At 67.6% G+C, this 22,089-nt stretch carries 23 protein-coding genes; 5 read left to right on the top strand and 18 right to left on the bottom strand.

The window, feature by feature from the left end; genetic code table 11:
- Window positions 1-6: 6 nt before the first annotated feature.
- Together EV655_RS00885 and EV655_RS00890 are read left to right on the top strand one after the other, a co-directional pair.
- A complete protein-coding gene (locus EV655_RS00885; protein ID WP_132540361.1) occupies window positions 7-366 on the top strand; it encodes a DUF5368 domain-containing protein in 360 nt (119 codons plus the stop codon).
- A gap of 19 nt (window positions 367-385) precedes the next feature.
- The gene (locus EV655_RS00890) at window positions 386-1,369 is read left to right on the top strand and encodes an SLAC1 anion channel family protein (protein ID WP_132540364.1); all 984 of its coding nucleotides are present in this window, start codon (window positions 386-388) and stop codon (window positions 1,367-1,369) included.
- Between the two features lie 193 nt (window positions 1,370-1,562).
- On the opposite strand, the gene EV655_RS00895 is transcribed toward EV655_RS00890, so the two are convergent.
- From EV655_RS00895 to EV655_RS00905, 3 genes are read right to left on the bottom strand one after another with little or no spacing between them, the layout of a single operon-like run.
- Window positions 1,563-2,348: a metal ABC transporter permease gene (locus EV655_RS00895; protein ID WP_132540367.1), complete on the bottom strand. Its 786-nt coding sequence runs from the start codon at window positions 2,346-2,348 to the stop codon at window positions 1,563-1,565.
- Window positions 2,338-3,144, bottom strand: a complete 807-nt coding sequence (locus EV655_RS00900) for a metal ABC transporter ATP-binding protein (protein ID WP_132540370.1) — start codon at window positions 3,142-3,144, stop codon at window positions 2,338-2,340. The genes EV655_RS00895 and EV655_RS00900 overlap by 11 nt, the downstream gene beginning before the upstream one ends.
- Window positions 3,141-3,653 carry a Fur family transcriptional regulator gene (locus EV655_RS00905; protein WP_132540373.1) on the bottom strand — a complete coding sequence of 171 codons (513 nt, stop codon included), beginning with the start codon at window positions 3,651-3,653 and terminating at the stop codon, window positions 3,141-3,143. The genes EV655_RS00900 and EV655_RS00905 overlap by 4 nt, the downstream gene beginning before the upstream one ends.
- Before the next feature lie 77 nt (window positions 3,654-3,730).
- On the opposite strand from EV655_RS00905, the gene EV655_RS00910 reads away from it, so the two are divergent.
- Window positions 3,731-4,729 (top strand): zinc ABC transporter substrate-binding protein, encoded by a 999-nt coding sequence (locus EV655_RS00910; RefSeq protein ID WP_132540376.1) that lies wholly within the window; start codon window positions 3,731-3,733, stop codon window positions 4,727-4,729.
- A gap of 23 nt (window positions 4,730-4,752) precedes the next feature.
- Here the strand turns inward: EV655_RS00910 and bhcD are convergent, their stop codons facing one another.
- From bhcD to bhcA, 4 genes are all read right to left on the bottom strand, one after another.
- Window positions 4,753-5,718 carry an iminosuccinate reductase BhcD gene (gene bhcD / locus EV655_RS00915; protein WP_132540379.1) on the bottom strand — a complete coding sequence of 322 codons (966 nt, stop codon included), beginning with the start codon at window positions 5,716-5,718 and terminating at the stop codon, window positions 4,753-4,755.
- A gap of 112 nt (window positions 5,719-5,830) precedes the next feature.
- Complete coding sequence (gene bhcC / locus EV655_RS00920; protein ID WP_132540382.1) at window positions 5,831-6,994, bottom strand: 3-hydroxy-D-aspartate aldolase BhcC; 1,164 nt, start codon at window positions 6,992-6,994, stop codon at window positions 5,831-5,833.
- A 15-nt stretch (window positions 6,995-7,009) separates the two neighbouring features.
- Window positions 7,010-7,981: a beta-hydroxyaspartate dehydratase BhcB gene (bhcB, locus tag EV655_RS00925; protein WP_132540385.1), complete on the bottom strand. Its 972-nt coding sequence runs from the start codon at window positions 7,979-7,981 to the stop codon at window positions 7,010-7,012.
- A 7-nt stretch (window positions 7,982-7,988) separates the two neighbouring features.
- Window positions 7,989-9,167 carry an L-aspartate--glyoxylate aminotransferase BhcA gene (gene bhcA / locus EV655_RS00930; RefSeq protein WP_132540388.1) on the bottom strand — a complete coding sequence of 393 codons (1,179 nt, stop codon included), beginning with the start codon at window positions 9,165-9,167 and terminating at the stop codon, window positions 7,989-7,991.
- 186 nt (window positions 9,168-9,353) lie between these two features.
- Here bhcA and bhcR point away from each other — a divergent pair, with 186 nt between their 5' ends.
- On the top strand, window positions 9,354-10,169 hold the full coding sequence (bhcR, locus tag EV655_RS00935; protein ID WP_132540391.1) for an HTH-type transcriptional regulator BhcR: 816 nt from the start codon (window positions 9,354-9,356) through the stop codon (window positions 10,167-10,169).
- Here the strand turns inward: bhcR and EV655_RS00940 are convergent.
- Window positions 10,166-13,762, bottom strand: a complete 3,597-nt coding sequence (locus EV655_RS00940; RefSeq protein WP_132540394.1) for a hydantoinase B/oxoprolinase family protein — start codon at window positions 13,760-13,762, stop codon at window positions 10,166-10,168. The two genes, bhcR and EV655_RS00940, sit on opposite strands and share 4 nt — an antisense overlap.
- Window positions 13,763-13,910: 148 nt before the next feature.
- Between EV655_RS00940 and EV655_RS00945 the strand changes: the two genes are divergently transcribed.
- On the top strand, window positions 13,911-14,396 hold the full coding sequence (locus EV655_RS00945) for an Lrp/AsnC family transcriptional regulator (protein ID WP_132540397.1): 486 nt from the start codon (window positions 13,911-13,913) through the stop codon (window positions 14,394-14,396).
- On the opposite strand, the gene EV655_RS00950 is transcribed toward EV655_RS00945, so the two are convergent.
- The 10 genes from EV655_RS00950 to hemP form a co-directional block, all read right to left on the bottom strand.
- Window positions 14,393-14,830 carry a universal stress protein gene (locus tag EV655_RS00950; RefSeq protein ID WP_132540400.1) on the bottom strand — a complete coding sequence of 146 codons (438 nt, stop codon included), beginning with the start codon at window positions 14,828-14,830 and terminating at the stop codon, window positions 14,393-14,395. The two genes, EV655_RS00945 and EV655_RS00950, sit on opposite strands and share 4 nt — an antisense overlap.
- 22 nt (window positions 14,831-14,852) lie before the next feature.
- Window positions 14,853-16,139: a TRAP transporter large permease gene (locus EV655_RS00955; RefSeq protein WP_132540403.1), complete on the bottom strand. Its 1,287-nt coding sequence runs from the start codon at window positions 16,137-16,139 to the stop codon at window positions 14,853-14,855.
- 3 nt (window positions 16,140-16,142) lie between these two features.
- Window positions 16,143-16,772: a TRAP transporter small permease gene (locus EV655_RS00960; protein WP_424511290.1), complete on the bottom strand. Its 630-nt coding sequence runs from the start codon at window positions 16,770-16,772 to the stop codon at window positions 16,143-16,145.
- 85 nt (window positions 16,773-16,857) lie between these two features.
- Window positions 16,858-17,880, bottom strand: a complete 1,023-nt coding sequence (locus tag EV655_RS00965) for a TRAP transporter substrate-binding protein (RefSeq protein WP_132540409.1) — start codon at window positions 17,878-17,880, stop codon at window positions 16,858-16,860.
- 357 nt (window positions 17,881-18,237) lie between these two features.
- Window positions 18,238-19,809: a GMC family oxidoreductase gene (locus EV655_RS00970; RefSeq protein ID WP_132540412.1), complete on the bottom strand. Its 1,572-nt coding sequence runs from the start codon at window positions 19,807-19,809 to the stop codon at window positions 18,238-18,240.
- Between the two features lie 21 nt (window positions 19,810-19,830).
- The gene (locus EV655_RS00975; RefSeq protein ID WP_132540415.1) at window positions 19,831-20,355 is read right to left on the bottom strand and encodes a Twin-arginine translocation pathway signal; all 525 of its coding nucleotides are present in this window, start codon (window positions 20,353-20,355) and stop codon (window positions 19,831-19,833) included.
- Between the two features lie 52 nt (window positions 20,356-20,407).
- Entirely contained in the window at window positions 20,408-20,803 is a 396-nt protein-coding gene (locus EV655_RS00980) for a VOC family protein (RefSeq protein ID WP_132540418.1), read from the bottom strand.
- Window positions 20,804-20,900: 97 nt separating this feature from the next.
- A complete protein-coding gene (locus EV655_RS00985; RefSeq protein ID WP_132540421.1) occupies window positions 20,901-21,191 on the bottom strand; it encodes a ribbon-helix-helix domain-containing protein in 291 nt (96 codons plus the stop codon).
- 125 nt (window positions 21,192-21,316) lie between these two features.
- On the bottom strand, window positions 21,317-21,778 hold the full coding sequence (locus EV655_RS00990) for a hypothetical protein (RefSeq protein WP_132540425.1): 462 nt from the start codon (window positions 21,776-21,778) through the stop codon (window positions 21,317-21,319).
- Window positions 21,775-21,924, bottom strand: coding sequence for a hemin uptake protein HemP (gene hemP / locus EV655_RS00995; protein WP_207901922.1), 150 nt, complete (start codon window positions 21,922-21,924; stop codon window positions 21,775-21,777). Before hemP ends, EV655_RS00990 begins: the two co-directional genes overlap by 4 nt.
- Between the last annotated feature and the right edge of the window lie 165 nt (window positions 21,925-22,089).

A 22,089-nucleotide genomic window follows, 5' to 3' on the forward strand; every position in this document is an offset into this window, starting at 1 on the left:
AGACCGATGAAAGACCTCACTCTCGAAACTTTGATCGCCGTCTTCGAAGAGATGTACGGCCCCCTGCTGTTCTGGACTATGGTGGCCGTCGCCATAATCATTACTCTTGCATTCATCTTTGTTCTGATTCGCGACCGCAGCATCGAGGGCCGCTATCTTGCGCGGGCCGAACTGACGGCGCCGATCGGGGCAATCGCCGCGATCCTGTTCGTGCAGAACATCACGAATTCCGGCTTTTCCGATATCGGGGGGCCGATCGACGTGATCGTCGTCCTGCTGACCGGGGTTGCGGGGGCGGGTGGCCTGATATTCCTGGCCTATGTGGTCCAGGCGTTCATGCGCCAGCCCGGGAACAACCGACACTGACCGAGGAGTCACCGCTGCGATGAGCGCATCCGCCGAAACCGGGCATGGGGCACAGGAAAGCCGCCTGGCCCATTTCCCGATCACCTTCTTCGCCACCGTGATGGGCATGCTGGGCCTGACGCTGGCGCTGCATGCCGCGGAAAATGCCTATGGGCTGACCGTGCATTACTCTCACTACGTGCTGCTGGCCTCGGCGGCGCTGCTGCTGGCGGTGGCCATCCTCTACACCCTGAAGGTCCTGACCCATTTCAGGATGGCGGCCTGGGAATGGCACCATCCGGTGCGGCTGGCCTTCTTTCCGACGATCTCGATCTCGCTGATCCTGATGTCGATCGCGACATTGGGCGAGTATCCGGCGATCGCCGGGCCGCTGTGGATCTTCGGCACGGCGTTGCAGGGGGTGCTGTCGCTGCTGGTGATCTCGGACTGGATCGGGCATCGCGACTTCAAGCCGGGCCACATGAACGCAGCCTTTTTCATTCCGGCGGTCGGCAACATCCTGGTGCCGATCGCGGGGGCGCCACTTGGTTATACCGATATCTCGTGGCTGTTCTTCTCGGGTGGGCTGTTGTTCTGGGTGGTGTTGCTGACGCTTGTGATGAACCGGCTGATGTTCCACGAACCGCTGCCGGCGCGCCTGCAACCGACCCTGGTGATCCTGATCGCGCCGCCGGCAGTGGGATTCATCTCGTGGATGCGGCTCAATGGCGAACTGGATCACCTGGCGATGTTCCTGATCAACTCGGCCTATGTCTTTGCGCTGATCGTGGCGACGCAACTGCCCAAGATCCTGCGCCTTCCCTTTGCGCTGTCGTTCTGGGCGCTCTCCTTCCCGCTGGCCGCGCTGACCATCGCGACCTTCCTGTATGCGGGCACGACCGGATCGGCCTTTCACAAGACGCTGGGCGGCGGGCTTCTGGCGCTGCTTGTCGTCGTGATCGCGGTTCTGGTGGGACGGACCGCGGTGGCGATCGCGCGTCACGAGATCTGCCAACCGGAATAGACCCGGCAGGGGCTGGTTACGGGAAGGGCGGTCCGCAACGGGCCGCCCTTTTCATGCGCGCGGCGGTCGGGGGCTCTCCCGCCCCGCGCCGCGCGGGGCTTGCGCCCCGCTTGCACGGCGTTGGGCCGGGCCGCGCGCTGACGCGCGCGGCGCCTCCGGCGGGAGTATTTGGGCCAGGAAGAAACGGGCGGGGTCAGGCCCGGCGGGGAGCGAGACGGCTGAGCGCGAACAGCACCGTCGCGGCGACCACGATGCTGGGGCCCGCGGGCGTATCGAAGGCGAGCGAACCCCAGAGCCCGCCCAGCGCGGCCAGTGCCCCGAGCGCGGTCGCCAGCAGCGCCATCATCTCGGGCGAGCGGCTCAGCGGGCGGGCCGCGGCCGCGGGGATGATCAGCATCGCCACGATCAGCAGCGCGCCGACGACCTGCAGCGCCACCGCCACCACGAGGGCCAGCGCGACCGTCAGCACAAGCCGTTCGCGGGCGGGATCAAGCCCTGCCGCCTTGGCGAGATCCTCGCTGACGGTGACGGTCAGAAGTGCGCTCCAGCGCCACAGCAAGAGCGCGAGAACCGCCAGCGCACCCGTCCAGATCACCGCGAGTTCGGCCCGGCCGACGGCGAGGATATCGCCGAAGAGATAGGCCGAAATATCGACCCGCACCGCCGGCAGGAACGAGACCGCCACCAGGCCGAAGGCAAGCGCGCCATGGGCGAGGACGCCAAGCGCGGTGTCCATCGCGAGGCCGCGCCCGGCAAGCGCGCTGACCGTCATCGCCATCGCGAGCGCGACCGCCAGGGTGCCCGCGAAAAGCGAGACCTGGAAACCCAGCGCCAGCGCCACGCCCAGGATCGCCGCATGCGCCGTCGCCTCGCCGAAATACGCCATGCGCCGCCAGACGACAAAGGCCCCCAGGGGCCCCGCAGCCAGCGCCACCGCAAGCCCGGCAAGCCCGGCCCGCATCAGGAAATCATCCAGCATGGGCGGGCTCCTCGCGTTCGCGATGCGCGTGGCCGTGGTCGGGATCGTGCCCGGACTCGTGGTCGGGATCGTGGCTGTGGTCGCAGGCGTCGTGGTCGTGGTCATGCGCATGCTGGTAAAGCGCCATGGTGCCATGGGTGCCAAGGCCGAAAAGCGCGCGGTATTCCGGCGCCGCGGTCACCACATGGGGCTGGCCCTGGCAGCAGATATGGCCATTCAGGCAGATCACCCGGTCCGAGGCCGCCATCACCACGTGCAGATCGTGGCTGACCATCAGGATGCCTGCGCCGGTCTCGCGCCGGACATCCTCGATCAGTTCGTAGAACGACGCGGTGCCGGGCTGGTCAAGCCCCTGGGTCGCCTCGTCCAGGATCAGCAGTTCGGGATCGGCCAGCAGCGCGCGGGCCAGCAGCACCCGCTGGAACTGTCCGCCCGACAGCGACGTCAGTTGGCGGCCCTCCAGTCCCGGCACGCCGACACGGCCAAGCATGGCGGAGATCTCGCCCCGACCGCGGCGGTCGGGCAGCGACAGGAAGCGGGCCACGCTCAGCGGCATCCGGTCGTCCACCGCCAGCCGTTGCGGCACATAGCCGATTCGCAACCCCGCGCGGCGGGTGATCCGGCCTGCGGATGGCCGGACCACGCCCAGCAGCGCGCGGACCAGCGTCGACTTGCCCGAGCCGTTCGGCCCGACCACCGTGACGATCTCGCCCGCGTCGATCTGCATGTCGACGTCGCGCAACGCGACAACGCCCCCGTACGAGGCCCCAAGCCCGCGCGCGGCGATCAGCGTCATGGCCTGTCCTTCCGGTGATCGGGCTCGCAGTCCGGCCGGCAGGCGGGACAAAGGCCCACGGCCTCGACGCTCATCCGCTCGATCTCGAAACCGGCGCCCGCGGCGGCCTGCCGCAACGCCTCGGCCACCGCGGCCCCAGGCGCCTCGGCCAGCGCGTTGCAAGCCGAACAGATCAGGAAGGCGGGGATGTGAACCTCGCCCGGATGCATGCAGGCGGCAAAGGCATTCAGCCGGCGGATGCGGTGCGCCAGCCCATTCTCGACCAGGAATTCGAGGGCGCGGTAGGCCACCGGGGGCTGGCGGCCGAACCCGTCCTCGGCCAGCCGGTCCAGCACCTCATAGGCACCCAGCGCCTGATGCGCCTCGAGCAAGATTTCCAGCGTCCGGCGGCGCACCGGGGTCAGGCGCAGGCCCTGTGCCTCGGCCAGCGCCTCGGCGCGCGCCAGTGCCTCGGTCCGGCAGGCGCCGTGGTCATGGCTGGCAAAGGCCAGCGTGCCGTCCGGGTCCATGGGATTCCCCTTGACTTGTTATCTTATAACATATTCTTTATGCGCCGAACCGCAACCCCGAACCGACGGAGCCTGTCATGCGTTCGCTGACCGCCCTTGCCCTTGTCCTGGCCGCAGCCCCGGCGCTGGCCGCACCGCCCAAGGTAATGACCGATATCCCCGCCGTCCATGCGCTGACCGCCTCGGTGATGGGCGATCTCGGCACGCCGGGCATCCTGCTCGACCAGGGGGCCGATGCGCATCACTTCCAGTTGCGTCCGTCGCAGGCCAAGGCCCTGTCCGAGGCGGATCTTCTGCTTTGGATCGGCCCGCGGATGACGCCCTGGCTGGAGCGTGCCGTCGCGGGTGTCGGCCTTGCGGGCGAGAGCGTCATCCTGATCGAGGCCCCGGGCACCTTCCGGCGCGACTTCGACGAGGCGGCCGGGAAGGACGGGCACGCGGACGAGGATGACCACGCCGAGGCGCACGATCATGTCGAGGAAGACCATGCACATGGGCAAGAGGACCATGCCGGGGCCGACGATCACGACCACGGCCACGCCAAGACCGGGCTCGACCCCCATGCCTGGCTCGACCCCGAGAACGCGCGGGTCTGGACGCGGTTGATCGCTGACCGGCTTGCAGCGCTCGACCCCGGGAACGGCGCCGCCTACGCGGCGAACGCCGCGGCGACGCTAGCCGCCATCGACGCGGCCGAGGCCGAGACCCGGGCGCTGCTCGCGCCCGTGGACGATGCCGCGATCATGGTGTTCCATGATGCCTACGGCTATTTCGCCGACCATTTCGGCGTCAATGTCGCCGGCGCCATCGCGCTGGGGGACGCCGCCGATCCGGGCGCGGGCCGGCTGGACGCGCTGCGCGACGAGTTGCGACACGAGGGCGTCGCCTGCATCTTTCCCGAGGCGCAGCACGATCCCGCCTATGTCGCGGCCATCGTCGAAGGCACCGGCACCCGCGTCGGCGCTCCGCTCGACCCCTCGGGCAGCACGCTCGCCTACGGCCCCGATCTCTACCCTGCGCTCCTGACCGGGCTTGCCCGCAGCATCGCTGATTGCGTGACCGGCGCGGGGGGCTGACCCCGCGCCGCCCCGTCGTCGCCTCAGAAATCGATCTCGACCGCCACGCCCTTTGCTCTGGCAAGGTCCACCGCCCTTGAGGCCACCGCAAGGTCCTGCAGCCCCACGCCGGTTCCGTCAAACAGCGTGATCGCGTCGACCGAGGTTCGCCCGGGCGCCATGCCCTCGATCACCGCGCCGATCTGGGTGATGTCACCCTCAGCGATCAGCCCCGCCGCAACGGCGTGCTGCGCTTCGCCGATGCTGACCGACTGCGCCACCTCGTCGGTGAACACCCGCGCGCGCGCCAGGATCGCCGGGTCCACCTCCTGCTTGCCCTTGGTGTCGGTCCCCATGCAGGCCAGATGCGTGCCAGGGCGGATATGGCCATCCTTCAGCTGCGCCTCGAAACTCGAGGTGATCGTCACGATCACGTCCGCCTGCGCGCCCAGTTCCTCCAGCGACACCGCCTCGAAGGGCAGGCCCAGCTCCTCGGCCGTCTCGGCCAGCCGCGGCAACATCTCGGGGTGATAGTTCCAGCCCACCACCCGTTCGAAATCGCGCTGCGCCACCGCCGCGCGCATCTGGAACGCCGACTGGTGCCCGGCACCCACCATGCCCAACACCTTCGCATCTTCGCGCGCAAGGTGCTTGATCGACACCGCCGACGCCGCCGCGGTCCGAAGCGCCGTCAACAGGTTGCCGCCGACCAGCGCATGCGCCCGCCCGGTATCGGCATCGAACAACACCACGGTCGACTGGTGATTGGTCAGCCCCTTCTCGGCATTGCCCGGCCAGTACCCGCCCGATTTCAGCCCCAGAACCAGCCCCGCCCGGTCGAAGCCCGACTTGAACCCATACAGAGCATCCGCATGCCCGATCGCCTCGCGGATCACCGGGAAATTGGTGGCCTCCCCCCGCGCCATCGCAGCGAACACCGCCTCGACCGCATCGAAACATTCCTCGGCCGAGATCAGCCCGGCGATTTCCTTCTCCGGCACGATGATCATGCCTGCCCCTCCTTGTCATGGAAAAGGGCGCCGGGATCGCGCCCGCGCGCCCTCACTTCTTCTGGCGTCAAATATCCCCGCCGGAGGCAGCCGCCCGCAAGGGCGGCCCCGGTCAATACGCCTTGCCGCGCGCCGAGACCGGCCAGACCGTCTCGACCTTGCCCCCTCTGACACCCACGTACCAGTCGTGCACGTTGCAGGTCGGGTCGCAATGGCCTGGCACCAGTTTCAGCTTCTCGCCCACCTTCAGCACGCCCTTCGGATCGGAAATCACGCCATGCTCGTCCGAGCATTTGACGTATTCCACGTCGTCCCGGCCATAGATGACGGGCAACCCGCTATCGACCGACTGCGCCTTCAGCCCCGCGTCGCAGATCGCCTTGTCGGCCTTGGCATGGCTCATCACGCTGGTCAGCAGGAACAGCGCGTTCTCCCACTCGCCCTGGTCGATCCGCTTGCCGTCCTTGTCGAGGATACGGCCGTAATCGGCATCCATGAACGCGTAGGACCCGCATTGCAGCTCGTTGTAGACGCCCGAATTGCCCTCGAAGTAGTAAGACCCGGTGCCACCTCCGCCGACGATGTCGCAGTCCAGCCCCTCGGCCTTCAGCCCCTCGACCGCGTCCCGGACCATCGCCACCGCGATGTCGATCTTCGCCTTGCGGTCCTCGTAAAGGTCCATGTGCTGCATCGCGCCCTGGTAGGCCTGGATGCCGGCGAATTTCAGCCCCGGCGCGGCATCGATCGCCTTGGCGATCTCGACCACCGCCGGCGTCGTCGTCACGCCGCAGCGCCCGGCGCCGCAGTCGATCTCGACCAGACACTCGATCCGGGTGCCGTGCTTGACCGCCGCCGCCGACAGGTCGGCCACGTTCGCCACGTCATCGACGCAGACGATGGTCCGCGCGCCCAGCTTCGGGATCCGCGCCAGCCGGTCGATCTTGGCCGGGTCGCGCACCTGGTTCGACACCAGAACGTCCCTGATGCCGCCGCGGGCAAAGACCTCGGCCTCGCTCACCTTCTGGCAGCAGACCCCGCAGGACCCGCCCAGCTTCTCCTGCAACAGCGCCACGTCCACCGACTTGTGCATCTTGCCATGCACCCGGTGGCGCATGCCGTGTTCCTTGCACCAGTCGCCCATCTTCCTGATGTTGCGCTCCAGCGCGTCCAGGTCCAGCACCAGGCACGGGGTCTGGATGTCGGCCTCGTCCATGCCCGGCACGGCGGGAATGTCATAGCCCACCTCGAGCCCCTGGAAATCGGTCACGTCCTTCATCTGCGTTCTCCCTGTTCAGCCCTTGATCCAGGGCAGCTTGTCCAGATCGACATTGCCGCCGGTGATGATGACGCCCACGCGCTTGCCCGCGAAGACCTCACGGTTCTTCAGGATGGTGGCCAGCGGCACGGCGCAGCTTGCCTCCATCACGATCTTCATCCGCTGCCAGGTCAGCTTCATGGCGTCGATGATCTCGTCCTCGCTGGCGGTAAGGATGTCGGTCACGTGGTGCGACACGAAATGCCATGTGAGTTCCTTGAGCGGCACCTTCAACCCGTCGGCCACCGTGTTCGGCGCGTCGTCGGCGATGATGTGACCGGCCTTGAAACTCCGGTAAGCGTCGTCCGCCTGTTCCGGCTCGGCGGCGTAGATCTCGATATCGGGCGCGATGGTCGACAGCGTCAGGCAGGTCCCCGACACCATGCCGCCGCCGCCGATCGGCGCGATCACCGCGTCCAGCCCCGGCACCTGTTCGTTCAGCTCGCGCGAACAGGTCCCCTGCCCCGCGATCACGCGCGGGTCGTTATAGGGGTGCACGAATTCCGCGCCGGTCGCGGCCTGCACCTCGGCGAACACCGCCTCGCGGCTCGACGTGGACGGCTCGCATTCGGTGATGATCCCGCCATAGCCGCGCACGGCGTCCTTCTTGGCCTGCGGCGCGGTCCGGGGCATCACCACGTGGCAGGGGATTCCCCGCCGTCCGGCGGCATAGGACAGCGACAGCGCATGGTTGCCCGAGGAATGGGTGGCCACGCCCTTCTTCGCCGTCTCGTCGTCCAGCCCGAATACCGCGTTGCAGGCGCCCCTCACCTTGAACGCGCCCGCCTTCTGGAAGTTCTCGCACTTGAAGTAGAGCTCGGCCCCGGTCAGTTCGTTGAAATAGCTCGAGGTCAGGACCGGCGTGCGGTGGATGTAGGGGGCGATCCGCTCATGGGCGGCCACCACGTCGTCATAGGTCGGGATGTACATCGGCTTGTCGTCTTTCATCGCACCCTCACGCCGCCGCCTGCACCGGGGCGGCCTTGTTCGTCCGGTAATAGTCCTGCGCCGCGGCGACCCCACTGCCCAGCGTGACCGGCACGCCCATGTCGGCCATCGCCATCTCGGCCGTGGCGATCCCCAAAAGCGCCATCACGTCGGTCAGCATGCCCAGGTGGCCGATCCGAAACACCTTGCCCGCGACCTCGCCCAGCCCCGCGCCATACGCGACGTGATAGGCATCGGCCGCGTGGCGAACCAGGGCGTTGCCATCCACGCCCTCGGGCAGAACGATCGCCGTCACCGTATCAGAGTAGAGCGCGGGCGAGACCGCGCAAGGCCGCAGCCCCCAGGCGGCGACGGCGGCGCGCACGCCCTCGGCGATCCGGCGGTGGCGGGCGAACACGTTGTCCAGCCCCTCGGCCAGCAGCATGTCGCAGGACGCGCCCAGCCCGTTGATCAGGCCGACGGCGGGGGTGTAGGGCGTACCCAGCTTCAGCATGTCGCGGAAATCGAAGAAACAGCGCGACAGTTTCGCACCTTCCATCGCGGCCAGCGCCTTGGGGCTGACACCGACGACCGCCAGGCCCACCGGCAGCATGAACCCCTTCTGCGAACCGGTCACCGCCAGGTCGACGCCCCATTCGGTCATGCGAAAGTCCATCGAGGCGATGGAACTGACCCCGTCGACCATCAACAGCGCCGGGTGGTTCACCGCGTCCAGCGCCGCACGCACCGCCGCCACGTCCGAAACGACGCCCGTCGCGGTCTCGTTATGGGTGACCAGCACCGCCTTGATCTCGTGGCCCGTGTCGGCGGCCAGGATCTCGGCGAAACGGTCCACCGGCGCGCCCTCGCCCCAGGGGCATTTCACGACCTCGACATCCAGCCCATGCCGCTGGCACAGGTCGATCCATTTCAGCGAGAACATGCCGTGCTGGGCGGCCAGCACCTTGCCACCGGGGCTCAGCGTGTTGGTGATTGCGGCCTCCCAGCCGCCCGTGCCCGAGGCCGGGAACAGGATCACCTCGCCCTCGTCCATCTTCAGCACCTTCCGCACGCCGGTCTTGGCGCGCTCGAACAGCGGCGGGAACGCGGCCGAGCGGTGGTCCATCGTGGGGATGTCGCAGGCCCGGCGGATCGATTCCGGGATGTTGGTCGGGCCGGGAATGAAGACGGGGTTCTGGCTGGACATGGGTTCATCCTTTTCGTGTCGCGCCATGGGGATACCGCGGCGGCGGGGTGCGGCGCAATTTTTTTGAAAAAATCATGCGCTGGATGAAAAAACCAGTAACACCCCTGAAATCGCACCGCTTTTCGGCTTTCATTAAATGAAAAAATATTTCATTTTGCTGCAACGCCGACGGAGGACCCGACTCGCATGACCCAGGCCAGGCCCCGCGGCCGCCCCCGCGCCTTTCACGACAAGACCGAGCAGAACACGATCCAGTCGCTCGACCGGGCGATGGCGCTGCTCAGGGCGCTGGCCAAGACAAACGGGCTGACGCTGACCGAACTGGCCGACCGCTCGGGGCAAAGTGCGGCCACCGTCTACCGCGTGCTGGTCACGCTCCAGGGCCACGAGATCGTCGAGTTCGAGGAGGGCGCCCAGCGCTGGCATGTGGGCGCGGGGGCGTTCCGCATCGGCTCGGGCTTCCTGCGCCGGGCCAATGTCGCCGAACGCTCGCGGGGCGCGATGCAGGCGCTGATGCGCGCCACCGGCGAGACCGCCAATCTGGGCATCGAGAACCGCGACGAGGTGCTGTTCCTGACCCAGGTCGAAACCCACGAGGCAATCCGCGCCTTCTTCCCCCCCGGCACCCGCAGCCCGATGCATGTCTCGGGCATCGGCAAGGCGCTGCTGGCCTACTACCCCGAGGCGCGGGTCGCGCGGATCGTGGCCGAGAAGGGGCTGAACGGCTTCACCTCGCTCTCGATCACGTCCGAGGCCAGCCTCGCCCGCGATCTGGCCCGCACCCGCGAGCGCGGCTTCGCCATCGACGACCAGGAACGCGCCGAGGGCATGCGCTGCGTCGCCGCCCCCATCTTCAACGCCCATGGCGAACCGGTCGCGGGGCTGTCGGTGTCGGGCCCGGCCTTTCGCATGACCCTGTCCGAGGCCACGCGCATGGGCCAGGAGGTGCGCCGCGCCGCCGACAGCGTGACCGCGGCCATCGGGGGCAGCACGCCGGGCTAGCGCGTGCCCCAGCCCCCGCCGCCCGGCGTGCGCAGCTCAAACAACGCGCCCGCGGGCAGCGCGATCTCGTCATTGCCCTTCAGCCGTTCCCGCCGGCCGTCGGGCCATTCCGTCCAGTTCTCGCCCACCGCGCCCGGCGCCCCGCCATCGACGCCGAAAGGCGGGATTTCCCGATGCGAACACAGCGTCGTCACCGTCACGTCGTCCAGGAACCGCAGCCGCCGGATCACCCCGTTGCCGCCATGCCAGCGCCCCGCGCCACCGGACCCGGCCCGGATGCCGAACGCCTCCAGCCGCACGGGGAAGCGTTTTTCCAGCACTTCCGGGTCGGTCATCCGCGTGTTGGTCATGTGGCTTTGCACCGCGTCGCAGCCGTTGAACCCGGGACCCGCCCCGGTGCCACCCGCGATCGTTTCATAGTTCTGAAAGCGGTCGTTGCCCCAGACGAAATTGTTCATCGTCGCCTGGCTGCCCGCGATCACCCCCAGCGCGCCATAGAGGGCGTTGCAGGCCGCCTGGCTGACCTCGGTGTTGCCCGCGATCACCGCCGCCGGATAGGCCGGGTTCAGCATCGAGCCCTCGGGCGCGATGATCTTCAAAGGCTTCAGGCAGCCCTCGTTCAGCGGAATGTCCGCCCCGACCATCGTGCGGAAGACATACAGAACCACCGCCCGGCAGACCGCGAAGGGCGCGTTGTAATTGCCGGCATGCTGGGCCGACGTGCCGGTGAAGTCGATCGCCGCCTCTCGCGCCGCGCGGTCCACGCGCACCGCCACCTTGATGACCGCGCCGTGGTCCATCGGGTAGGTGAAGCTGCCATCGGACAGCCGCCCGATCACCCGGCGCACGCTTTCCTCGGCATTGTCCTGCACATGGGCGGTATAGGCCACCACCACGTCGCGGCCGTACTGTTCCACCACTTTCAACAGCTCGCGCCGCCCGGTCTCGTTCGCGGCCACCTGCGCCTTGAGATCGGCCATGTTGTGCGCGACGTTGCGGCAGGGATAGCGGCCCGAACGCAGCACGGCCTCGGCCTCCGCCTCCAGCAGCCGCCCCCGGTCGACCAGGCGCACATTATCGATCAGCACGCCTTCTTCCTCGATATGGCTGGAGTCGGGCGGCGAAGACCCCGGCGTGCGCCCGCCGATATCGGCATGGTGCCCGCGCGAGCCCAGCCAGAACAGCACCTCGTCACCGACAAACACGGGCGTGACCACCGTCACGTCGGGCAGGTGCGTGCCGCCATTGTAGGGCGAGTTCAGCATGAAGGCGTCGCCGGGCCGGATCGCGCCGGTATTCTCGCGCATCACCGTCTTGATGGAATCGGACATGGACCCGAGATGCACCGGCACATGGGGCGCGTTGGCCACCAGGTCGCCCGCCGCATCGAAGATGGCGCAGGAAAAATCCAGCCGTTCCTTGATGTTGACCGACCACGAGGTATTGGCCAGCGTCGCGCCCATCTGGTCGGCCACCGACATGAACAGGTTCGACATGACTTCCAGCAGCACCGGGTCCGCCTCGGTGCCCAGCGCGCGGGGGCGGGCCTTGGCTTTGACGCGGCTAAGGATCAGGTTGCCGCGCTCGTCCACTTGGGCCGCCCAGCCCGGTTCCACCATGTTGGTGCCGGTGGGTTCGGTGATGATCGCGGGGCCGTCGATCCGCGCGCCCGCGCCCAGCGTCGCCCGGTCATACAGCGGCACCTCGACCGCCTCGCCCTCAAGGTAGACCGGCACGCGGGCCTTGACCTGCGCCGCGGCCTCAGGCGCCATCGCGGCGGGTGCCTCGCCGGTCTCGCCGATCGCCTCGACGTCCAGCATGTCGAAGAACAGCGCGCGTTCCGGCGAGGTGAAGCCGAACCGCGCCAGGTGCGTCTCCTCGAACGCCGCCTGAATCTGCTCGGGCGTGCCGAAGGGCACCTCCAGCGTCTGGTGCGAGCCTTCATAGCGCAGATGGGCGCGCGCCACGCAGCGGATCGCGTCCTCGGGCACGCCCTGCCCCGCCACCTCGGCCACGGCCTTCCGCCGCAACCCGTCCAGCGCGGCCTCGGCCCCCGCGATATCGGCCAGCGGCGCGTCCAGCTGGCATTCCTCCATCGCCCGGATCTCGGCCAGTCCCATGCCATAGGCCGACAGCACGCCCGCGAAGGGGTGCAGGAACACCCGCTTCATCCCCAGCGCGTCGGCGACAAGACAGGCATGCTGCCCGCCCGCGCCCCCGAAGCACTGCAGCGTATAGCCGGTCACGTCATGGCCGCGCTGCACGCTGATCTTCTTGATCGCGTTGGCCATGTTGTCGACCGCGATCTTGAGGAAGCCCTCGGCCACCTCTTCGGGGCTGCGCGGCGCCTCGCCGGTCTCGGCGGCGACCTCCTCAGCCAGCGCGGCGAACCCCTTGCGCACCGCTTCAACGTCCAGCGGCTGGTCGCCCTCCGGCCCGAACACCGCCGGGAAATGGTCGGGGTTCAGCTTGCCCAGCATCACGTTGCAGTCCGTCACCGTCAGCGGCCCGCCGCGCCGGTAACAGGCCGGGCCCGGATCGGCGCCCGCGCTTTCCGGCCCCACCTGGAAGCGGCCGGAATCGAACTTGCAGATCGACCCGCCGCCCGCTGCCACCGTGTGGATGTCCATCATCGGCGCACGCATCCGCACGCCCGCCACCTCGGTTTCGAAGCTGCGCTCGTATTCCCCGGCATAGTGGCTGACATCGGTCGACGTGCCGCCCATGTCGAACCCGATCAGCCGGTCGAAGCCCGCGGCCTCGGCGGTCTTGACCATGCCGACGATCCCGCCCGCGGGCCCTGACAGGATCGCGTCCTTGCCCTGGAACAGCGCGGCATCGGTCAGCCCCCCGTTCGACTGCATGAACAACAGCCGCTCGCACCCCCCCGCGCCCACGTCCAGCGCGCCCGCCACCTGGTCGACATAGCGGCGCAGGATCGGCGAGAGGTAGGCGTCGACCACGGTCGTATCGCCCCGCCCCACCAGCTTGATGAGGCGCGAGACGCGGTGGCTGGCCGAAACTTGCGTGAACCCTTCCTCGGCCGCGATCTCGGCCAGCCGCGCCTCATGCGCGCCGTTCAGATAGGCGTGCATCAATGCGATGGCGACCGCCCGGATGCCACGCGCGTGCGCCGCCCTGAGCGCCGCCCGCGCCGCGTCCTCGTCCAGCGGAATCAGGACGTTGCCTTCGGCATCCAGCCGCTCGGCCACCTCGGCCACGTCCTCGTACAGCAGCTCGGGCCGCTTGATTTCAAGGTCGAACAGCCGCGGCCGGGTCTGATAGCCGATCCGCAGGAGATCGCGGAACCCTTCGGTGATCAGCAGCAGAACCCGCTCGCCCGTGCGCTCAAGCAGCGCATTGGTGGCGACCGTCGTGCCCATCTTGACCGCCCGGATCGCGCCCTCGGGCAACGGATCGTCCGCCTCCAGCCCCAGCACCTCGCGGATGCCCTGCACGGCCGCGTCGCGGTAGCGTTCGGGGTTCTCGGACAAAAGCTTGTGGGTCGCCAGCCGCCCGTCCGGGGCGCGCGCCACGATGTCGGTGAAGGTGCCGCCCCGGTCGATCCAGAATTCCCACGCCGCTCTGCCCATGCCCGCCCCCTGTGCCTGACCGCGCCACCTTGTCCACCGGGCCCGGCCGAGGTCAAGACCGCGAACGCCGTCCCACCGGGACGCGCTTTGCCCTTGCATCCAGAGGATATCGTTCCGAATGTGGCCCCGGAACGGACGGGAGTGAGCGATGGCACGAACTGACGAAGGACCGGCGCTCGACGCGCTCGACCGACGCATCCTGGGTGAATTGCAGGCCGATGCCGGGCAGTCGCTGGACGAGATCGCCCGCAAGGTCGGCTCGTCCAAGACGCCCGTGTGGAACCGCATCCGCAAGATGCGCGAGGCGGGAGTGATCCGCCAGCAGACGGTGATCGTGGACCCCGGGGCGCTGAACCGCGGCACCTGCTTTTTCGTGCTGATCCGCACCTCGGAACACGAGGCCGAGTGGCAGCGCCGGTTCCTCAACGCGATCCGCAACCGCCCCGAGGTGCTGGAGGCGCACAGGCTGGCGGGCGAGATCGACTATATCCTCAAGGTTCGCGTGGCCGATGCCGCGGCCTATGACACGTTCTACCAGGCGCTGATCTCGGATGTGCGCATCTTCAACGTCACCGCCCTTCTGTCGATGGAGGAGATCAAGGCCACCACCGTGCTGCCCGTGGACCAGCCCTAGACCACCAGCACCGGGCAATCGGCCAGCCCCGTCACCTTGTGCGAGACGCTGCCCAGAAGGTAGTTCTCGATCGAGCCCAGCCCCCGGCTGCCGATCACGATCACGTCGTGGCCGTGTTCCTTGGCAAAGCGGATGATGGTCCGCGCCGCGGGCCCGGACTTGACGAAGGCGCGCACGCTCTCCAGCCCCTCCTTCACGCAGATCGCCTTGGCATACTCGGCCACCTCGCGCGCGTGCCCGCGCATCACGTCGTCCAGGTTGCCGGGTTCCTCCTTGCGCACCATCGAGAGCGACGCCTCAAGCATCGAATGGTGGCGATAGACCGTCAGGATTTCCAGCCTGGCCCCGCACAGCCGGGCCAGGTCGATGGCCTTGCCCAGCGCCCGCTCGGCGCCCCGGGATCCATCGAACGGCACCAGGATCGACGTGAACATCTGTCCTCCTTTCGTCGCGGCGTCAGTCGGCAAAGGCGAGGTCACGCAGGAACAGCGCGATCTGAGGGAAGAAGATCAGCAGCACCGACACCCCCAGCAGGATCACGATGAAGGGCGGCGTGCCGCGGATCACCTCCCAATAGGGCCGCTTGAACACCGCGATGGCCGTGAAGATATCGCAGCCGAAGGGCGGCGTGGCCGACCCGATCGCCACCTGCAGCGTGATCAGCGTGCCCACCAGAACCGGGTCAAGCCCCACCGAACTCACCACCGGCGCGAAGATCGGCACCAGGATCAGGATCACCACGATGGGGTCCACGAACATGCAGCCGATGAAGAAGGCGATCGAGATGACGAACAGAACCCCGATCTGCCCCATCTCGTCGATGCCCACCCCCGACAGGATCGCCTGCGGGATCTGGGCGAACGAGATCACCCAGGAAAACGCCGCCCCCGCCGCCACCAGAATGAAGACCACCGCGGTGATCAGGCCGGTGGACTTCGCGGTGCGGTAGACGCCCGCGACATCCAGTTCACGAAAGACCACCATCTCGATGATCAGCGCATACAGCACGCAGGCCGCCGCCGCCTCGGTCGGGCTGAAGATGCCGCCGTAGATCCCACCGATGATGATCGCCGGAAACCCCAGCGGCCAGAGCGCGGCCCGCACCGCGCGCAGGCGCAGGCCCCAGTCTGCCTTGTCCTCGGTCGGCACGCCGGTCCGCGCCGCGTAGATCCAGGCATAGATCGAGAACAGCACCAGGATCAGCAGCCCGGGCCCGATCCCCGCGATGAAAAGCTCGGCGATCGAGGTGTTCGACACCACGCCGTAGATGATCATCCCGATCGAGGGCGGGATCAGGAAGGCGATGTCGGAGGCGTTCACGATCAGCGCCAGAATGAAACTGTCGCCATAGCCCGCCTTCTGCATCCGGGGCCGCAGCGGCCCGCCGATGGCGACCACGGTGGCCTGGGTCGAGCCCGACACCGCCCCGAACATGGTGCAGGCCGCGGCGGTGGAAATCGCCAGCCCACCCCGCAAATGGCCGACAAAGGCCATCACCATGTCGATCAGCCGCCCCGCCGACTGGCCGCGCGTCATGATGTCGGCGGCGAAGATGAACATCGGCACCGCGATCAGCGAGGCGGGCCTTATCCCCGCCATCATCTGCTGGATCATGGTTTCCAGTTGGCCAAGCCCGCCGAACAGCGTGACGAAGCCCACGAAGGCCCCCACGATCAGCGGGATCATCATCGGAAAGCCGAGCAGAAGCAGGACGAGCATGATGGAAAAGATCGTGACCCCCATGGCTCAGACCTCCATCTCATCTTCCTCGTAGCCCTCGAGGACCACGGTGGACAGGTAGATATCCCTGGATATGATGTTCTTGATGGCGGTCAGCAGGTATTGCAGCCCGGTCATGAAGAAGCCCACGGGCACGATGATCAGCGTCGTCCAGACCGGGATCTGCAACGCAGGCAGGACCCGCCCGCGCCCGGCCTGGGTCAGCAGGTATTGCGCCGAATACCAGCACAGAAGGAACATGAACCCGGCGGTCACCAGCGCGATCACGATCATCAGCCCCTTGCGCGCGCGGCCGGGCAGCGCGTCGTAGATCGCCGACATGCGGATGTGCCGACCCTGCCGCGCGGCATAGGAAATACCGGCAAAGGTGATGACGATGATCAGGATGCGATTCAGTTCTTCCGAGAAGAACAGCGAGCTTTGAAAGACATAGCGCCCGACCACGTTGGCGATGGTGTTGACCGCCATGAGCAGCACACCACCCGCCAACAGCACGGACTCCAGCCGCGCGATCCCGACGTCCAGCGTGCCCAGAACCCCCGGCAGGGTCGAGACATAGGCCGTTTCGACCGCGTCATCCGTCGATGTGGTATCGGTCTGGGACTGGGTTTGCGACGAAGAAGGGATGTCCGACAATGCGGTGGTCCTCAGAAGGGCTCGAAGGCGCGGGCACGCCGCCATGGCGCGCCCGCCGATGCACTCTCCGGCCGGGGCCAGGCCGTCAGCTCGAGGATGCCTCCTGCGCCTCGGCAAGGTCCTTCTTCATCTGGTCGAGGATCGCCTGGCCGCCCTCGCCCGTCATCTCGATGAACCGCGCCTCGACCTCCTGCGCGGCCTCCCGGAAGGGCGCGCGCTGCTCCTCGGTCAGCGTGGTGAAGGTCATCGAAGGCTTGGCCTCCTTGATCTTCTCGATCGAGGTCTCGTGCAGCCCCTTCTGGTACTCGATGATATGATCGAAGGCCACGTCGATGGCGTTTTCGATCACCTGCCGATCCTCTTCGGGCAGCCCGTCATAGAAGTCCTTGTTGGCCATCACCGCGGTGGTGAAGTTGTTGTGCCCGATCATCGTGACGTGGTCGGTCACCTCGTACATCTTGGTCGACTCGATGAAGAACATCGGGTTTTCCTGGCCCTGGATGATGTTGGTCTGCAACGCGCCGTAGACCTCGCCCCAGGGCAGCGGCGTGGGCGTCGCGCCGAACGCCTTGTAGCTTTCGACCAGCAGCGGGTTGGTCATGGTCCGCACCTTGACCTCGTCCAGTTCGTCGGGGCTGGCGAAGGGTTCCTTTGTGGTGATCGCCACCTCGCCCTCGGGGAACATCGTCAGCAGTTCCAGCCCCTGCTCGGCGTACAGTTCGGGGAACATGCCGTTGATCGCCTCCGAGTTCCGGAAGAAGCTGGCCAGCGTCTCGGTGTCGGTCGGCAGCAGGTAGGGAACGAAGAACACCTGCGCCTCAGGGATCAGCGACCCGGTGAAACCCGGGCTCTGGTCGACGAATTGCAGGATGCCGGCCTGCGCCTGTTCCATGGTGTCGGCGGATTCGCCCAGCGTGCCATAAGGAAACAGCTGGATCTCGTGGTCGGAATTGGCCTCGACCTCTTCCTTGAACTTCTGCGCGAAGATGCCCTGCACCTCGTCCAACGCTTCTTCGAAGGCATAGCGCCAAGTCTCGGCGCCGGCGGTCGGGGCGCTCAGCGCAAGACCGAGCGCGGCGGTCGCCATCAGGCGGTGGATATGGGTCATGTTGTGTCTCCTCTGGTTGCTGTCGCACGGGCCGGAAAGGCCCGACCCTTCGGCCCGGTCGCGGGCGCCGCAGCGGGCGCCATCTGCTTCATGTGACGAAGGGATTTTCCGATCCAGACAGACCGTGACCGCGCCAGATCGCTCCGGCTCCGGTTATGAAAACAACTTTTTTCATTGCAGCAAGGGTTGCAGCCCACGCCCCGATTGTCAAGCAGCCGCCCCCGGAATCCCACAAATGATTAGTCAATATAAACTATCTTCGCCCGGACGGACCACCGCAACGACAGTCCCGCCCCGAAAGAAAACGCGCGGCGCCCGGTTTCCGGGCGCCGCGCGCGGGATCTGACCGTCCGTCGCTCAGAGGGTCTGCGCGGACATCTCGCGGGCGATGTGGTCGGCCTGCCGGATCGCCAGCGCCACGATGGTCAGCGTCGGGTTCTCGGCCGCCCCCGTGGTGAATTGCGAGCCGTCCGAGACGAACAGGTTCGGCACGTCGTGGGTCTGCCCCCACCGGTTCACCACCCCGTCGCGCGCCTTCTCGCTCATCCGGTTGGTGCCCAGGTTGTGCGTGCTGGGGTAGGGCGGCGTGGGGAAGGTGCGGGTCGCCCCCACCGCCTCGTAGACCGCGACGCCCTGCCTGTAGGCGTGGTTGCGCATCGCGATGTCGTTGGGGTGGTCGCTGAAATGGACGTTCGCCACCGGCAGGCCGAACTGGTCCTTGACGGCGTGGTTCAGCGTTACCCGGTTGGTCTCCTGCGGCATGTCCTCGCCGACGATCCACATGCCCGCCATGTTCTCATAGGCATCGAGCGCACTGGTGAACTCGCGCCCCCAGGCGCCGGGATCGAGGAAGGCCGCCATGAACGGAATGCCCAGCGCCAGCGTCTCCAGTTCATAGCCGCCGACGAAGCCGCGGCTTGGATCGTGCCGCGCCTCGTCCTGGATGATCCCCGCCATGGTGGTGCCGCGCCACATCCTGACCGGCTTGTCGAAGGTCGCGTAGACCGACCCCGTCATGTGCCGCATGTAGTTGCGCCCCACCTGCCCCGAGGAATTCGCCAGCCCATCGGGGAACATCGACGAGGCCGAGTTCAGCAACAGCCGCGGGCTTTCGAACGAGTTGCCCGCCACGCAGACCACCCGCGCGGCCTGCATCTGCAGGTTTCCGTCCGCGTCGAAATACTCGACGCCGGTGACCTTGCCGCTGTCGTCATGCAGGATGCGCGCCGCGTGGCACCGTTCCCGCACCTCCAGGTTACCGGTCGCCTCGCCCCGCGGGATGTCGGTATAGGCCGAGGACCACTTGGCCCCCCATTTGCAGCCCTGGAAACAGAACCCGGTCTGGTGGCAGAAGGTGCGCCCGTCATACTCGGCCGAGTTGATCGCCATCCGGCCGGTATGGACCTCGGTGTAGCCCAGCGCCTTGGCGCCCGCCTCGAACACCTTGTAATTGTTGTTGCCCGGCAGCCCCTCGCGCCCGCCGGTGCGCGTCACGCCCAGCTTGGCCTCGGCCTTGTCGTACCAGGGCGCCATCTCGGCGGCGTCGATCGGCCAGTCCAGCAGGTTCGCCCCCTGCACCGGCCCATAGGTCGTCGCGGCCTTCCATTCATGGTCCTGGAACCGCAGCGAGGCCCCCGCCCAGTGCGTCGTGGTGCCCCCCACCGCCTTGACGATCCAGGCGGGCAGGCCGGAAAAGTCCTTCGCCACGCGCCAGTCGCCGCTTGTCGTGCGCGGGTCCACCCAGGCCAGTTGCCCGAAGCTTTCCCACTCGTCGTTGACGTAATCCTCGGGCAGGTACCGTCCGCCCGCCTCCAGCGCCACGACGCTCACGCCCTTCTGGGCCAGTTCGTTCGCAAGCACGCCCCCGCCCGCGCCGGTGCCGATGATGACGACCACGCTGTCGTCGGTCAGATCAAAAGGTGCAGCCATAGTTCTTTCCTCCCTATGGCCTTACAGCCAGCTGATATCGTCGAAGCCGCGTTCCAGATAACCGCCCTGGCTATAGCTCTCGCCCTCGTAGCCGAAGATCGGCCAGACCGCTTTCTGGTTGTAAAGCCCGGTCACCAGCCCGCCGCGGATCATCTGGAAGAACCCGCTTTCCTCCATGCCGCGCAGGATATCCACGCGGTCCCGCTCCCACCCGGTGCCGAGATAGCCGGGAAAGCCCTTGCCATGCGCCGCGGCATCCAGCGCGGCGATGCCGGCCTCGATCGCGGGCGCGGCCTCGGGCGTGTCATAGCCCTTGACCGCGAGCACGTAGTTCTCGTCGGGGATGCGGTCGTGGGGGTAGATATCGCGCGCCATCTGCACCAGCGTGGCGAAGGCTTCGGGCTTGATATGCGTGGTTTCATAGGCCCAGGCCGCGTCGGGCGCGGCGATGAAGCCCGCCCCCACGACGAAGGATGCCCCCGCCGCGGTGGCTCGCGACAAGAGCTGGCGCCGGGTCATCCCCCGGACGTCTGCGGTGGTTGTCATTGTTTCTCCTCCCTCGAAATGACAGGCGGCCTCCCAACCGCCCGGAAATGCGTTACTTGAACCGTCCTCCGCGCTCCAACACCTCGATCTGGTAGCCGTCCGGGTCCGCGACGAAAAAGAACCGCGCGATCACCTCGCCCGCCGGGGCAAAGGCGACCAGCTTGCGCGGGTTCAGCCCCACAGCCTCGAAGCGGGCATGTTCCGCGTCCAGGTCGTCGACCGACACCGCCAGATGGCCATAGCCGTTGCCCAGGTCATAGGGCTCGGTCCGGCCCTTGTTCACGGTCAGCTCGACCTCGAACTCGGATTCCGGGTTCGACATGTAGACAAGCGTGAATTCGGGAAAGTCGAGCCGGTCCGCGACCCTCAACCCGAACGCCTTTTCGTAGAACGCCACCGAGCGCGCCTCGTCGAGCACGCGGATCATGCTGTGGATCGCCTTGGCCAAGCCTTCCTCCTGCCTGTCGTTGCGGGATCGGAAGGAATCATAGACCGGACGGGCAGGCCCCCGGGTAGTAGCGATCTACTACCCCCGCCGGGGCGCGCTATTCGGCGGCCATGGCCACCCCGCCCCGGCGCCCGGTTTCGATGAAGACCAGGCAGGCGCAGCGCAAGAGCGAGGTGAAGTTCACCGGCTCACCATGCAGTTCCAGAACCTCGGCATGCAGCTTCGACAGGAAGGCGGGCGTGGTCACCCCCTCGGTCGTGGCGATCTCGTCCAGGATCGCCCAGAAGCTGTTTTCCAGCCTGATGCTGGTGCTCTGACCATTCAGGCGCAGCCGCCTGGTGGTACATTCATAGCGGCGCGGATCCTGACCCGCAAAGATCTGGCACATGGGCCTTGTCCTCCCTGTGGGCCGGCGCCGACGCCCATGACGCGCCACCCCGTTCTTCCAGAGGACAAGTCTAACCCGAGTCCGAAGCCCGGACCAAGCGCCTTGGGCCGCGCGCGGGCCGCCGGTCAGTTCAGATGCCGCGCCAGCGGCGCGCCGGGGCGGGCGCGCAGCAGCCCCAGCAGCGCAAGGCCCAGCCGCTCGGCGACGATCACCGCCTCGAACGCGGCCTCGGGGCCCATCAGCGCCAGCGCGAACACCAGCGCCTCGTCGCGCTCGCCGCCGACCGCGGCCGCCACCATCTGGGCAAAGGCGTTCTCGTCACCGCCGACCTCGGGATGATCCGGGGCGTTCCGCGCCAGCGGCCGCCGCGCCGCCCCCAGCACCAGATCCATCAGCACGTCCAGCGCCTCTTGCTGCACGTCGGCGGCGGCGCCGAAGACCCGGGCAAAGTTGCGCCGCATCCGAACCCGCGCCGCCGTCCCGCCGGTCCAGCCCCGCAGGCATCGCACCGCCGCCCGCTCGACCGGTGGCAACTCGTCCAGCAGGGCAACGGGAGCCGCGCCGCGGGTTCGGGAAAGCGCGCTCATTTCGTCAGGATCAGCTTGCCTGCGCGGGTGATGCGCAGGGTGTAGGCGCTGCCATCCAGCACGATCACCGCGGTCGTCCCGCCCCCGGTCAGGATGCGCGCGTCATGCACCGGCGCGGCGGTGTTCTCGCGGATCGACGCGACCATGCTCATCGCCCGCCCCTCCGGATCGCGTTCCGCCCCACTGTACCGCCCACCCATCCGATGCGCCCGCATCCGGTTTCGTTCCGCGTCATTCTCGACCTCCTGTCCTTGTTCCGTTTGTCCCGCCCATGCCGGCCGCACCCGCCCTTCCGGGCCGTGCATTGTTGC

This window comes from Rhodovulum euryhalinum, assembly GCF_004342445.1.
Lineage (GTDB): Bacteria > Pseudomonadota > Alphaproteobacteria > Rhodobacterales > Rhodobacteraceae > Rhodovulum > Rhodovulum euryhalinum.